Consider the following 16,473-nt stretch of genomic DNA (forward strand, 5'->3'; position numbering starts at 1 on the left):
CATGAAGCGGCAGTTGAAAAGTCCGCTTTCAGAAGGGCAAAAAGGGCTGTGGATGCTTCAAAAAATGTCTCCTGGGATGAGTGCATATAATATTCCTTTATGCTTTCGTTTCAGCAAGCCAATACATGCACAAACGTTTAAGAAGGCCCTTCTGTTTGTACAGAGACAATATCCTGTCTTAGCCAGTGTGATTCAAGAAGAGGATGGCATTCCATTTCAAACGGTTCAGTTATCAGAGAATCTTTATTTTGTGGAAGAGGATATATCAGCAATGAAATCAGCAGATATCTTGCCTTTTCTAAAAGAAAAATCAAAAGAACCTTTCCATTTGGAAGCTGATCCGTTAATGCGCACACATCTTTTTCATCGATCGAAAGAAGAATGCATTGTTCTTATAACGATTCACCATATCATATTCGATGGTGTGTCGATGCTGACATTGATGGCGGCGCTATTTGAAACGTATCAACAATTGCTGAATGGGATTGAGCCCGTGCAGCAGCCAATAACAGCTGATTATTACGATTTTGTCGCTTGGGAAAACCGGATGCTGACTGGCAGAGAAGGGGAAGAGCATCTCGCTTACTGGAAAGAACAGTTGTCTGGGAGTCTGCCAGTTCTTGATCTGCCAGCTGACCGTCCGCGGTCTTCAGCACGAAAATTCAAGGGGCAAGCTTATAAAAGCTTGCTCCCTCATCACCTGAGAAATCAAATTAAATCGTTTGCCCGCACTTATCATGTGAATGAATCTGTTGTGTTTCTCTCCATTTACAAAGTACTGCTGCATCATTATACAAAACAAAAGGATCTCATTGTCGGCGTTCCGACAATGGGTCGGCATGAAGATAGCTTTGAAACCCTAATCGGTTATTTTATCAATATGATGGCTGTTCGGAGCAAGAATATCGGAACTCAGCCATTAACAGCATTTATTCGGGAACTGCAGCTGACAATGGCTGACGGTCTGGATCATGCGGCGTATCCGTTCCCTGCATTGGTAAGAGAGCTGAATGTAGACCGATCGGCCGCGGATTCTCCGGTTTTTCAAACTGCCTTTCTGTACCAAAACTTTTTTCAGGCAACAGGCTTGCAAAAAGTGCTCGAACCGTATCAAACGCTTGGCATCGAATATATTGAAGACATTCGGCAAGAGGGTGAATTTGAGCTGGCACTCGAGATATATGAGCAAGAAAATGAAACAGTGCTTCATCTTTTGTTTAACCCTGATTTGTATGATGTGTCCTCCATTGAAAGCATGATGGAGAACTATATGAAGCTTGCGCAGCACATGATGGAGGACCCGTCTTTGCCGCTTGAGGCCTACTCTTTGCAATTAAATCAAGAACAAACTAGTTTGCTGGAACAATGGAATTCGACAGGGACAAACATCGCAAATGACAAGTGTATACATGAAGTGTTTGAGGAAAAAGCGAAACAAAACCCAGACGCGGTTGCTGTGATGTTTGAAGACAGATCACTTACATACAAAGAGGTAGATGAAAAAAGCACATCTGTGGCAGTCTACCTTCAACATCAGGGGGTTGGACCAGAACAGCCAGTTGGCATTTGTGCAGAGCGTTCATTTGATATGATCATCGGAATTTTAGGAATACTGAAAGCCGGCGGAGCATATGTGCCGTTAGATCCAAGCTTTCCGCAAGAGCGATTAGAGTACATGCTCAAAGACAGTCAGGCATCCGTTGTCCTCACCCAATCTAACGTTCATGATAGAATCAGCGGATTAACTGGCAGCCATGTAAAATCGATCAATATCGAGTTGGCTTGCCGAAACGGTTATCCTGATCAGCAAAGCAACGGCTTAAAACGGCAAGTAAAGCCAGAGCACCTCGCTTATATCATTTATACATCAGGAAGCACCGGACAGCCTAAAGGGGTTATGGTAGAGCATCGGGGCATTATGAATACCCTGAATTTTCTTGAATCTCATTATCCTGTTACGGCTGAGGATGCCTATTTACTGAAGACGAACTATGTGTTTGATGTATCGATCTCAGAATTATTCGGATGGTTTATTGGAGACGGCCGTCTTGTGATTCTTCCGCCTAATGGGGAGAAATCACCGCAGCTTTGTATGGATTACATTGAAACTTATAAAGTGACTCACGTTAATTTTGTGCCGGCCATGCTGCATGTTTTTTTAGAAATGGCGAAAGACAACAAGCGATTTACAAAGGATGGACCACTGAAGTATATGATGGTTGCAGGTGAAGCCTTCCCTAAAGAATTAGTGAAAAAGGCGGTATCGCTCTTTACAAACTGCCGTGTTGAAAATATATACGGACCGACGGAAGCCTCCATTTACGCTGCCTATTTCGGGTGCGGAAAAGGAGATATTGCAAGTCACCATACACCGATTGGAAAGCCTGTCTCCAACACGAAAATTTATATTGTGGATGAGCATTTGAAGCCTGTGCCAATCGGAAAGCCTGGAGAGCTTTGCATCGCTGGAGCCGGCTTGGCAAGAGGCTACTATAATAAGCAGGGGCTTACGGCTGAAAAATTTATTGACAATCCCTTTGAACCAGGGATGAAGCTATATAAATCGGGTGATTTAGCCAGATGGCTTCCTGATGGCAACATAGAATACTTGGGACGGATGGACAGCCAAGTGAAAATACGCGGTTTTCGCGTCGAGCTGGGCGCAATAGAAACAAAGCTGAGTGAATACCCGGGCATTTTAGATCAGGCTGTAGTGGTAAAGCAGCTGGAGGGCCATCAACAGCTCGCTGCTTATTATACAGAGGAAAGCGGACATTCTCCTGCCGATCCGAAAGATTTGCGCTGCCATTTAAAGTCCAGTCTGCCGGAATATATGATACCTTCACACTTTATCCGCTTGGATGAGCTTCCATTATCGCCCAGCGGAAAAGTGAACCGTAAAGAACTGGAAAAACGTGAGATTGTTTTCAATAGAAGGGAACCAAATCACTTGCAGGTAACGGAAATAGAGGATCAGGTGCTACACATTTGGGAGGAAACTCTCCAGGTCAGCGGATTTGGGCCGGAAGACGGATTTTTCGATGCGGGCGGCGATTCGCTTCTGGCTGTAGCTGTGGCTGAACGAATCAAAAAAGAATTCGATTGTGAGTTTAGTGTTACTGAGCTGTTTGAGTATTCCACGATCCGTGCAATCAGTGAATACATTTTGGAGATGAAAAACTCAGATCCAGCCGTGACGAAAAATGAAGATGATCATGATGACAAAAAAGATGGAAAATACCCGCAACAGACGATTCCCCCTTATTTTGACGACAGTGTTGCGATTGTGGGGATATCGTGCCAGTTCCCAGGCGCGAAAAATCATCATGACTTCTGGAACCACATCAAAGAAGGCAAAGAAAGCATACGATTCTTTTCTGAAGAAGAACTACGCGCAAATGGAGTTCCCGAAGAATTGATACAGCACCCTGACTATGTGCCAGTGCAATCTGTGATCGAAGGGAAAGACTTATTCGATCCCGGTTTCTTTCAAATCTCGCCAAAAGATGCTGAGTATATGGATCCTCAGCTCCGCCTCTTATTGCTGCACTCCTGGAAAGCGATTGAAGATGCAGGATATGTGGCTAAGGAGATTCCGGCAACAAGTGTATATATGTCTGCAAGCAGCAATTCATATAGAACGTTATTGCCGAAGGAAACAACAGATGGACATGAATCACCTGATGGCTATGTTTCATGGGTGTTAGCCCAAAGCGGAACCATTCCGACAATGATTTCGCATAAGCTCGGATTAAAAGGGCCAAGCTACTTTGTTCATTCTAACTGCTCCTCATCACTAGTTGGTTTATATCAAGCATACAAAAGCCTGACATCAGGCGAATCAGAATATGCGCTTGTCGGAGGCGCAACATTGCACGCACAATCAGCGATCGGCTATGTGCACCAAAACGGGTTGAATTTTTCAAGCGACGGGCATGTAAAGGCGTTCGATGCTTCGGCGGATGGAATGGCTGGGGGCGAAGGTGTAGCGGTCATCCTGCTGAAAAAAGCTGTGGATGCCGTAAAAGACGGAGACCATATTTATGCCATTATGCGCGGAATAGGCATCAATAATGATGGGGCAGAAAAAGCCGGCTTCTATGCGCCAAGTGTAAAAGGCCAAACAGAGGTGATACAGCATGTATTGGATACAACCAAGGTTCATCCTGAAACGGTCAGTTATATTGAAGCGCACGGGACGGGAACGAAATTAGGCGATCCTATTGAAATGTCTGCGCTAAATAAAGTGTACAAGCAATACACCGACAAAACACAATTTTGCGGAATTGGTTCAGTGAAAACGAATATCGGCCATTTGGATACAGCTGCGGGGTTAGCTGGATGCATTAAAGTTGCGATGAGCTTATACCATAATGAACTTGCACCGACCATCAACTGCACGGAGCCAAATCCGAATATAAAGTTTGAAAGCTCTCCTTTTTATGTGGTCCGTGAACGAAAATCGTTAGAGAAACACGCAGGTGTTCATCGGGCGGCTTTGAGCTCATTCGGGCTAGGCGGAACTAACGCTCATGCTATATTTGAGCAATATGAAAACAATACTGATGCAGGTACCGAAAACGAAGGCAATCAGCCTTACATCATTCCGATATCAGCAAAAAATAGAGAACGGCTCCATGCATACGCGAAGGAAATGCTGTCTTATATCAGTCAAGACGAGAAAAAGAATTTCTCTTTAAAAGATATTGCCTATACCTTTCAGGTCGGCCGTGAAGCAATGGATAACAGGATCGTTTTTATGGCGAGTGATCCGGAACAATGGAAACAGCAGCTGGAAGCTTTTGTGAATGGGGAGACGCTTCCAGAGGGTTGTATCCAAGGAGAAAGAACGAAAATGACATCCGCTGAACAGCTGCTTGGAAATGCTGAGGCAGAAAATATGGCTTCATCACGGATATCAAAAGAAGAAGTGAGAAAGCTTGCCGAGATGTGGGCAAAAGGCTTTCACGTTGAATGGCGCAGGCTCTATCCTGATGCAAAGCCGCGCCGCATCAGCTTGCCGACATACCCTTTTGCCGAAGAACGATACTGGCCTGAAAGCAATACCATCACAGCAATTGAACCGGCGCGTTTGCATCCTTTAGTGCACCATAATACATCGGTTCTGTCAGAGCAACGTTTCAGCTCCATTTTCACAGGACAAGAGTATTTTATTGCCGAACATATCATTAAAGGCATGGCCATTTTGCCGGCGGCAGTCACGCTTGAAATGGCAAGAGCCGCTATAGAACAAGGAATTGGCGGATTGGAGGATCATAATACTGGAATCAGGCTGAAAAATGTCGTATGGATTCGTCCGGTTGTAGCAGGAAGTGAGCCGGTTCAGGTAAATATCGGACTTTACGATGAAGATGGCGGACAAATCGCTTATCGGATGTATGGTGAGCCGGAATCCGCTGATGCAGAACCAGTTGTATATAACCAAGGTACAGCGGAATTGATTCAGTTAAAGCAAGAAAAAGCACTGGATCTTTCTGAGATCAAGAAACAATGTGATCTAAGCAGAATGGATGCTGTCTCGTTTTATGAAAGCATGATCGGCGCCGATTACGGTCCGGGTTACAAGAGTGTAGAGGCCGTATATAAAGGCGACGGACAGCTGCTTGCCAAATTATCACTGCCGGAATCTGTCACACATACGTTGGACGATTATGTTCTTCATCCGAGTGTATTGGATGGAGCGTTACAGGCAGCTGAATATTTGCAAAATGTCGTCAGAGCGGAACTTTCAGACACGGAAGACTTTAAGGCAGCACTGCCATTTGCCTTAGAGGAACTTGAGGTCTTTCGTCAGTGCGTTTCTGACATGTGGGTTTATGTTCAATTCAACTCGAAAAACAAACCAGGAGATGCGATACAGAAAGTCGATATTCATCTATGCGATGAGCATGGCATGATTTGCGTGCGGCTGAAAGGATTTTCGGCGAGAGTGATGGAAGCAGATGTACAAACCGAACCATCAAACACCAACAGCGAAACTTTATTGCTTGAGCCCGTTTGGCAGGAACAAAAGGCAGCCGACGGCTTAGCTGCAAAAAAATATGCAGAGCATCTCGTATTTCTATGTGAATATGATCATGAGACGAGAAAACAAATTGAAGCAGCCATCGGGGATGTCCGTGTATACAGCCTGGAAGCAAGGCCTTCTTCAGTGGAGGGGCGTTTCCATTCTTATACAGAACAAGTGTTTAAAAAGGTACAAGAGATCATTCGTACGAAACCGAAAGACGGCATTCTCATTCAGATCGTAACCTCTGCAGAGGGAGAACAGCAATTGTTTTCAGGATTGACAGGACTGCTGAAAACAGCTTGTCAGGAAAATGCCAAACTAACCGGCCAAATGATTGAAGTCAGCAGTGAAGAAAGCGGAGAAAGCATTGCCAGCAAACTATTAGAAAATCAATTGAGCAAAGATTCATATGTCAAATATCAAAACGGGACACGGTATATTGCTGACTGGCGCGAAGTCAAACAGGCAAAAGGAGACGTCAGCAAACCGTGGAAAGACAATGGCGTTTATCTCGTTACAGGAGGCGCCGGCGGACTAGGACATATTTTTGCAAAGGAAATCGCGGAACAAACGAAGAATGCGACAATCATTCTGACGGGCCGTTCCTCTCTTAGCGAAAGCAAAAGCAAAAAGCTGAAAGAGCTTCATAGCAAGGGGGCTGAGGTTACCTATCGGCAAACGGATGTTACCGATAAGATTGAAGTCTATCAGCTCATTGACGACATTCAAAAAAAATATGGCCGTCTGAACGGTGTTCTCCACAGCGCGGGAATCATCAAGGACAGCTACATGGTCAATAAACAGGCAGAAGATCTGCACGATGTACTGGCGCCTAAAGTAAAAGGGCTTGTTTATCTAGACGAGGCAAGCAAGGATTTGCCTTTGGATTTCTTTATTCTCTTTTCATCTCTTTCAGGAAGTTTAGGAAGCATCGGTCAGTCTGACTATGCGGCAGCCAATGTATTTATGGATATGTATGCGGGCCATCGAAATAGGCTTGCCGACCTCAGCCAGCGGCATGGGAAGACGCTTTCTATAAACTGGCCTTTATGGAGAGATGGGGGCATGCAGGTCGAACAAGAAACTGAGAAAAGGCTTGTACAAGTAGCCGGTATTGTTCCTATGAGGGCAGAAAAGGGAATTCAGGCATTATATCAAGCGCTTCATTCAGAGGCAAACCAAGTAATGGTGATCGAGAGCGCTGGGCAGAAAATAAAACAAAACATGCTGGCAAAAACCGCCTCAGCACCTATGGAAAAGAAGGAAGCAAAAGACATGACTGAACAAGTAAATAGCATTGATACAGACAGTTTGCTGGATAAAGTAAAGGCGATGTTAAAGCGAGAGGTTGCCAAGCTGTTAAAGGTTAAGCTTGAAACGATTGATGATCATGCCGAGATGACGGTGTATGGTTTTGATTCAATCTCAATGACTGAATTCACCAACCATATCAATCGCGCCTATAAGTTAGAACTAACGCCAACCGTATTTTTTGACCATCCGACGATACATGCGTTTGGCAAGCATTTGTCAGAAGAATATCAATCGGTATTTGCGAAGACATTTGCTGTACGTGCTGCATCGGCTCAGATTCAGCCAGCCGTGAAACAGGAACAAGCCGTTCGCGCCAAAGCTAAAAGACGCCGAAAGCAGCAAGTCATGCAGCCAAACGCCATACAGAGTGATACTGGGCCTGAGCCAATTGCCATCGTAGGCATAAGCGGGATTTTCCCTATGGCGAAAGATATTGAGGCATACTGGAACATCTTAAAAGAGGGCAAAGACTGCATGACGGAAATTCCGAAAGAACGCTGGGATTGGCGTGAATATGAAGGTGATCCGGCGAAGGAAGTCAATAAAACGAACGTAAAATGGGGCGGTTTTATTGACGGAATAGCAGATTTTGATCCATTATTCTTTGGCATTTCTCCGCGTGAAGCTGAACAAATGGAACCTCAGCAGCGCTTACTGCTGACTTATGCCTGGAAAGCGATCGAAGATGCAGGATATTCGGCGAAAAGGTTGTCAGGCACAAAGACCGGCGTTTTCATCGGAACAGGAAATACAGGATACAGCTCTCTTCTATCTAAAGCGAACTCGGCAATAGAAGGATCAGCGGCAGCCAATACAAGCCCTTCGGTCGGTCCAAACCGGGTCAGTTATTTCCTTAATCTGCACGGACCGAGCGAACCGATTGATACAGCGTGTTCAAGTTCATTGGTGGCGATCCACCATGCCATTTCTTCCATTGAGGAAGGCACTTGTGACATGGCGTTAGCCGGCGGTGTAAATACGATTATCCTTCCTGAGGTGTATATCAGCTTTGATAAGGCAGGTGCGCTGAGCAAAGAAGGAAAATGCAAGACGTTTTCAAATCAAGCCGATGGTTTTGCGCATGGGGAAGGTGCCGGCATACTGTTCTTGAAAAAATTAAAAGCGGCTGAAGAAGCGGGAGACCATATTTACGGAGTCATCAAAGGCAGTGCTATCAATCACGGCGGACGTGCAGCCTCTTTAACGACTCCTAATCCGAAGGCGCAGGCAGATGTTATTCAGTCGGCATATCAAAAAGCGGGAATCGATCCAAAAACCGTGACCTACATTGAAGCCCACGGAACCGGAACGGAGCTTGGCGACCCGGTTGAAATTAACGGTTTAAAATCAGCTTTTAAAGCATTGGGGGTAAATGAAGGAGACACATCAGCCAATCCTTACTGCGGATTAGGATCTGTAAAGACAAACATCGGCCACTTATCGCTGGCAGCCGGTGCAGCAGGAGTTATTAAAATATTATTGCAGCTTAAGCATAAAACCTTAGTGAAAAGTCTTCATTGCGAAACCGTGAATCCGTACATTCAGCTTAAAAACAGTCCGTTCTATATCGTACGGGAAACGGGAGAATGGAAAGCGCTGAAAAATGAACGGGGAGAAGCACTTCCTCGCCGGGCGGGTGTCAGTTCATTTGGAATCGGCGGCGTAAACGCCCACGTGGTTATTGAGGAATATATTCCAGAAGCAGCTGATGAGAATATACCATCTATCACGCCGGAACATCCGGGTATCTTCGTTTTATCTGCTAAAAATGAAGCGCGGTTAAAAGAATACGCACAGCAGCTGGCAGATGCGCTTGATAAGGAAGCATACAGAGACGCTAATCTCACCCGGATCGCTTATACACTGCAAGCCGGACGGGACGCGATGGAAGAACGTCTTGGGATCATTTCTGGTTCCGTTGAGGATTTGCGGCAAAAATTAAAAGACTTCGCAGCAGGCAAAAACGATGTGGAGGATGTATTTAGAGGCAGGATTGATAAAGGCACACTGCAAATGCTGACAGAGGACGAAGAAATTCAAGAAGCCGTCAAGAAATGGATGGAACGGGGAAAGTATGCAAAATTGCTTGAATTATGGGTAAAGGGGCTTGATGTAGACTGGACGAACATGTATGGCGAGACTGTGCCTAAGCGCATGAGCTTGCCGACGTATCCGTTCGCAAAAGACCGTTATTGGATCTCTGATCATATTGAAAATAGCGGCAGCACGAATGTAAATAAAGCAGCCTCCAGCGTTGGCGGAGCTGTGCTGCATCCATTGATGCAGCAAAACACATCGAACCTCTCAGAACAAAGATTTAGCTCTATCTATACAGGAGAAGAGTTTTTCCTTGCTGATCATGTTGTGAAAGGCCAACGGATCTTGCCGGGAGTGGCTCATCTTGAATTGGCGCGGGCAGCTGTTGAGCAGGCCGCAGAGGTACAAGGTGTTCCGCGCACCATAAAGCTAAAGAACGCGGTGTGGGTGCGGCCAATTGTCGTAGAAGACCAGCCGGTGCAAGTACACATCAGGCTTTCACCAGAGGAAAGTGGTGAAATTTCTTATGAAATCTATGGTCATTCAGACGTTACTGGCGAACAGTCAATCGTCTTCAGTCAAGGCAGCGCGGTATTGAACCCTGCTGAAAATCTGCCGGCGGTTGATTTGCCATCCCTGCTGGAGCAGTGTAAGGAAAGCCATTTCAGCGTAAACGAAGTATACGACACGTATCGAATGATTGGCTTTGAATATGGTCCTGCTTATCGCGGAGTGAAAAAAATCTATACAGCTGAACAATTTGTTTTGGCAAAATTGTCATTGCATCCGTCAGCTGCAGATACGCTCAGCCAATACAACATGCACCCGGGGCTGATGGATTCTGCTTTGCAGGCGTCAAGCATTTTGACAGGCGCCGGAGATAACCAGCTGACACTGCCTTTTGCGGTCCAGGAGCTTGAAGTCTTCGGAGCATGTTCGTCGGAAATGTGGGTATACGCAAGATACAGCCAAGGCAGCAAGGCAACTGATAAGGTGCAAAAACGTGATATTGATATTTTAGATGTGAACGGCAATGTTTGTGTTCGGATGAAAGGATTGTCATTCAGGGCAGCGGAAGGCGGCTTTGGATCGGCGGAACCTGATCAAACGCTGGAAACCCTGATGTTTGAAGAACAATGGGTGCCTAAGGCTTGTGTAAAAGAAAGTCCTGAGCCTCAATACGAACGGCACATTGTCATGCTTTGCGACATGAATGGCCTCTCAAAAGATAGCATTGAATCAAGAATGACAGGGGCGGAATGCATCGCTTTGGAGTCATTCCGCGAAGGACTTGCAGAGAGGTTCCAAGATTATGCCGAACAAGCGCTTGAGACAATACAGGGTCTTCTCAAAAGCAAGCCGCAGGGCAATGTCCTGATCCAGCTTCTTACCTCAGCACAAAAAAAGCAGTACTCATTCTCAGGGCTATCGGCGCTCCTTAAAACAGCCGGTCAGGAGAACAAAAAACTAATCGGCCAGACGATTGAAATCGATTCACATGAAAATATTGAAAGTGTGATAGAAAAACTGAAAGAGAATAAAAGACACACAGAAGATCAGCGTATCAAATATGAAAAAGGCAAACGGTACATCAATGATTTGCGTGAATTGCCAATGGCTGATCGGGAAATAAGCCTGCCGTGGAGAGATAAAGGCGTATACCTCATCACGGGCGGCGCGGGAGGACTTGGGTTTATTTTTGCAAAAGAGATTGCTCGTCAATCTGAACAGCCTGTGCTCATTCTGACAGGCAGATCTGCGTTGAATGCGGATCAGCAGGCGGAGCTTAACGAACTTCAGCAATTAGGGGCTCGCGCAGAATACAGGCAGGTAGACGTGACACAAACGGAAGCAGCCTCAGAGCTTATCACAAGCATTACCTCTGATTACGGAGACTTGAATGGCGTCATTCACAGCGCAGGGCTGATTAAAGATAACTATCTGATGAGCAAAACCAATGAAGAGCTGACACAAGTTTTTGCACCTAAGGTAAAAGGGCTTGTGAATGTGGATGAGGCAACTGAGCACCTTGCGTTAGATTTCTTTATCCTCTTCTCTTCAATATCAAGTGTTGCCGGCAGCGCGGGACAGGCGGATTACGCAATGGCTAACGCATTTATGGACAGGTATGCTGCTTATCGAAATGCGCTTGTAACCGCCATGTACAGGCACGGGCAAACGTTGTCGATCAATTGGCCGCTCTGGAAAGAAGGCGGCATGCGCGCGAATAAAGAAATTGAAAACATGACGTTGAAAAACACAGGTGTGACGCCAATGCGGACTAAGACTGGCATTCAAGCACTGTATACAGCTTTGGCATTTGGCAAGGATCAAGTCATCGTCATGGAAGGAATCAAAGACATGATGAGGGAAAAGCTGGCTCAAAAGCCGTCTTCTGATGAAGTGCCACTGAAAACAGTACAAGTACCGGTGACAGCTGGAAAAAGAATGGATCAAGGGAATATGTTTGACCACATTCAAGAAGCTTTAAAGCAAGCAATCTCTCAATTGCTCAAAATCAAACCTGAAGAGATTGACCCGGACATGGAGTTTAATCAATATGGATTTGATTCGATTACCTTAACTGAATTCGCGAATACACTGAATGAGAAGTACAAGCTGGATCTCACGCCGACGATCTTCTTTGAGCACGCAACGGTTAATGCATTTGCAGGGTATCTGTCAGAAGAATATCCAAATGCTTTTGCAGCTCAAACACCTGCCAAAGCTGAGGTGCGGATGCAGCCTGTCGAACAGAATATAAAAAATATGACGTTTTTGACTGAAAACCGCTTTGCAAAACGCTCGGTAACACCAAAGCAAAAGGAAGCTGATCATAAGCCTGAGCCTATTGCGATTGTGGGGATGAGCGGCGTTTTCCCAAAGGCAAAGGACGTCGAGGAATATTGGGAGAACCTGTCATCGGGCACGGATTGTATTACAGAGGTTCCAAAAGACCGCTGGGATTGGCAGGAGTATTACGGAGACCCTCTGAAAGAAGCGAATAAAACAAACGTCAAATGGGGCGGTTTTATTGATGAAGTAGCTGACTTTGATCCATTGTTCTTCGGCATATCTCCATTGGAGGCTGAGCAGATGGAGCCTCAGCAGCGTTTGTTAATGACTTATGCGTGGAAGGCGGTAGAAGAAGCGGGACATTCAGCGAGAAGCCTGGCAGGAACCAAAACGGGCATCTTCATTGGGACAGGAAACACAGGGTACAGTTCGCTTCTGTCTAATGTAGACATCGAAGGCTCAGCAGCTGCGAATATGAGTCCTTCTGCCGGACCGAATAGAGTCAGTTATTTCCTGAACATTCATGGACCGAGTGAACCGATCGACACTGCGTGCTCAAGCTCTTTAGTCGCCATTCATCATGCGGTCTGCGCCATTGAAAATGGAAACTGTGACATGGCGATTGCGGGAGGAGTCAACACGGTCGTAACTCCGCAAGGCCATATCGCTTATGATAAGGCCGGAGCGCTGAGCAAAGAAGGAAGATGCAAAACATTTTCTGACAAAGCCGATGGCTTCGCAGTCAGTGAAGGTGCCGGCATTCTCTTCCTGAAAAAGCTGACAGCGGCTGAACGGGACGGTGATCATATTTACGGTGTCATTAAAGGAAGTGCGGTAAACCACGGAGGCCGCGCAAATTCTCTAACGACTCCTAATCCGAAAGCCCAGGCGGATGTCGTAAAAACAGCATATGAAAAAGCGGGAATTGATCCAAGAACCGTAACTTATATTGAAGCGCATGGGACTGGAACAGAACTGGGTGATCCAGTAGAAATCAACGGCTTAAAAGCGGCATTTAAAGAGCTGTATAAAAAAACGGGGGACCCGGCTGTTCATGGCAGCCATTGCGGACTTGGCTCAGCGAAAACAAACATCGGTCACTTATCGCTGGCGGCCGGTGTGGCGGGTGTCATTAAAGTGTTATTACAGCTTAAGCATAAAACGCTTGTCAAAAGTCTGTATAGTGAAACCATTAATCCGTATATCAGACTGGATGACAGCCCGTTTTACATTGTGCAGGAATCGAGAGAATGGCAGGCGCTTCGTGATGAAGCCGGCCGAGAGCTGCCGCGCCGCGCAGGTATCAGTTCATTTGGGATAGGCGGCGTCAATGCCCACGTGGTCATTGAGGAATATATGCCGAAAGAAACAACCCACCCTGCACAAGCACCAGCTGTGACAGCACAGCACCCGGGCATCTTTATTTTGTCGGCAAAGGATGAAGACCGCCTGAAAGACCAAGCCAGGCAATTAGCAGACTTTATCAGCAAGCAATCTATCACGGCTCATGACCTCACTGATATTGCTTATACACTCCAAGAGGGTCGTGATGCAATGGAGGAGAGATTAGGGATCATCGCTGTCTCGACTGGGGACTTGCTGGAAAAATTGAACCTCTTTATAGAAGGGGACACCTACGCGAAGTACATGTATAGAGGCAGGGCAGAAAAAGGCATTGTACAAACATTGAGATCAGATGATGAAGTACAGAAAACGCTCGAAAATAGCTGGGAGCCTCACATATATGAAAAACTGGTTGATTTATGGGTGAAAGGCATGGAAATAGGCTGGAGTAAACTGTATGACGGCAAACAGCCGAAACGCATAAGCCTCCCTACCTATCCATTTGCGAAAGAACGCTACTGGATAACGGATACGAAAGAGGAAGCAACTGCTCATCAAACAGTTCTAAAAACTGTCGAACCAGCAGCTTTGCACCCATTGGTACAGGTCAACACTTCAGATTTATCAGAGCAGCGTTTCAGCTCCACCTTTACAGGCGCTGAGTTCTTTTTCGCCGATCATAGGGTGAAGGGAAAACCGGTTATGCCGGGGGTGGCATACCTTGAGATGGTACATGCTGCCGTTACAAGAGCAGTGAGAGGAACCGAAGATCAACAATCTGTTATTCACATCAAAAATGTTGTGTGGGTGCAGCCGATTGTGGCGGACGGCCAGCCTGTTCAAGTGGATATCAGTCTACATCCCCAGCAGGACGGTGAGATTGCTTTTGCCATCTATACAGAGGCAGAGGATGCACACAATAATCGAAAGATACATTGTCAAGGCAGTGCTTCAATCCGCGGGGCAGAAGACCTGCCAGTCCAAGATATCAGCGTGCTTCGAGACCAGTGCAGTTTAAGCACACTCTCACACGACCAATGTTATGAATTGTTTAAGGCGATCGGCATTGACTACGGCCCTGGTTTTCAAGGGATAGATCGGCTTTACATCGGCCGCAATCAAGCTTTGGCAGAGATTTCCCTGCCTGCTGGTGTAACTCACACAATGAATGAATTCGTTCTGCATCCAAGTATGGCGGACTCTGCTTTACAAGCGTCGATCGGGCTGAAGCTGAATTCCGGTGACGAGCAGCTTTCTCTGCCTTTTGCGCTGCAAGAGCTAGAAATATTCAGCCCGTGTACAAATAAAATGTGGGTATCTGTGACATCTCGCCCAAATGAGGACAAAATACAGAGACTGGATATTGATTTGTGTGATGAACAAGGCCGAGTGTGTGTAAGAATCAAGGGGATTTCCTCAAGGGTGCTGGAAGAAGGTATACAACCGCCAGACGAGCCGACATCACTAAACTCCAAAGCAACTCTTGACGGAGCGCTTCTTATGGCGCCGATATGGGATCAAGTGCAGCTGGAGAAGAAGATCATTTCACCTGCTGATGAGCGTGTTGTCATCCTCGGAGGGGATAACAACAGCAGAAAAGCTGTTCAAAGGCAGTTCCCGTTGTCCAAGGAGCTGAACATTGAGCCGAACGCATCAATTCAGAGAATTGCAGATGAGCTTGAAGCACTTGGATCGTTTGAGCATATTGTGTGGATGTCTCCATCTCGTGTGCCAGATTGCGAAGTCGGCGATGAAATGATTGGAGCCCAAGATCAAGGCGTCATTCAATTGTATAGGCTCATTAAGGCAATGCTTTCTATAGGCTATGCACGGAAGGAGATCAGCTGGACGGTCGTGACGGTGAACACACAATATGTTGATCAGCAAGATATTGTCAACCCGGTCGATGCCGGGGTGCACGGCCTGATTGGTTCAATGGCAAAAGAATATCCAAATTGGCAGACAAAGCTGATCGATGTTAAAGAATACGAAGACTTGCCGCTATCTCAACTCCTTTCCTTGCCTTTTGATCAAGAAGGGAATACGTGGGCCTATCGAGACAGGATTTGGCATAAGCTTCGTCTGATTCCAGTACACAACAATCAACCGGTGCACACGAAGTATAAGCACGGAGGCGTTTATGTTGTCATAGGCGGAGCTGGCGGTATTGGTGAGGCCTGGAGTGAATATATGATCAGAACATATCAGGCGCAGATCGTTTGGATTGGTAGAAGGAAAAAGGATGCAGCCATTCAAAGCAAGCTGGACAGACTTGCGCGTCTAGGGCCAGCCCCATATTACATTCAAGCTGATGCGGCTAACCGAGAGGAATTAGAACGCGCTTATGAAATAATGAAACAAACGCATCGTGAAATCAACGGCATCATTCATTCTGCGATTGTCTTACAAGACCGAAGCCTGATGAATATGAGTGAAGAATGTTTCAGAAACGTTTTTGCGGCAAAGGTTGATGTAAGCGTGCGAATGGCACAAGTTTTCCGGTATGAACCACTGGATTTTGTTTTGTTTTTCTCTTCCGTCCAATCGTTTGCGAGAGCTTCGGGACAAAGCAATTACGCTGCGGGCTGCAGTTTTAAGGATGCTTTTGCACAGCGGCTATCTCACATATGGCCTTGTACAGTGGCCGTGATGAATTGGAGTTATTGGGGGAGCATTGGTGTTGTTTCATCACCGGATTACCAGAAGAGAATGGCTCAGGCAGGCATTGGCTCTATTGAAGCCCCTGAAGCAATGGAAGCTTTGGAATTGCTGCTCGGGGGACCGCTGAAGCAGCTAGTGATGATGAAAATGGCAAACAAAACGAATGATGAATCGGAACATTCAGAAGAAACAATTGAAGTGTACCCGGAAACTCACGGCTCCGCCATTCAAAAGCTGCGAAGCTATCACCCGGGTGACAGCACAAAGATTCAACAACTGTTATAGGAGGG

General features: G+C 46.2%; 1 protein-coding gene. It reads left to right on the forward strand.

Annotation, left to right across the window (positions count from 1 at the left end):
• Position 1 precedes the first annotated feature (1 nt).
• Positions 2 to 16,468: a non-ribosomal peptide synthetase gene (locus MY9_RS09430; RefSeq protein WP_081483674.1), complete on the forward strand. Its 16,467-nt coding sequence runs from the start codon at positions 2 to 4 to the stop codon at positions 16,466 to 16,468.
• The last annotated feature ends 5 nt before the right edge of the window (positions 16,469 to 16,473 follow it).

Source organism: Bacillus sp. JS, assembly GCF_000259365.1.
Classification (GTDB): Bacteria; Bacillota; Bacilli; order Bacillales; family Bacillaceae; genus Bacillus; species Bacillus stercoris.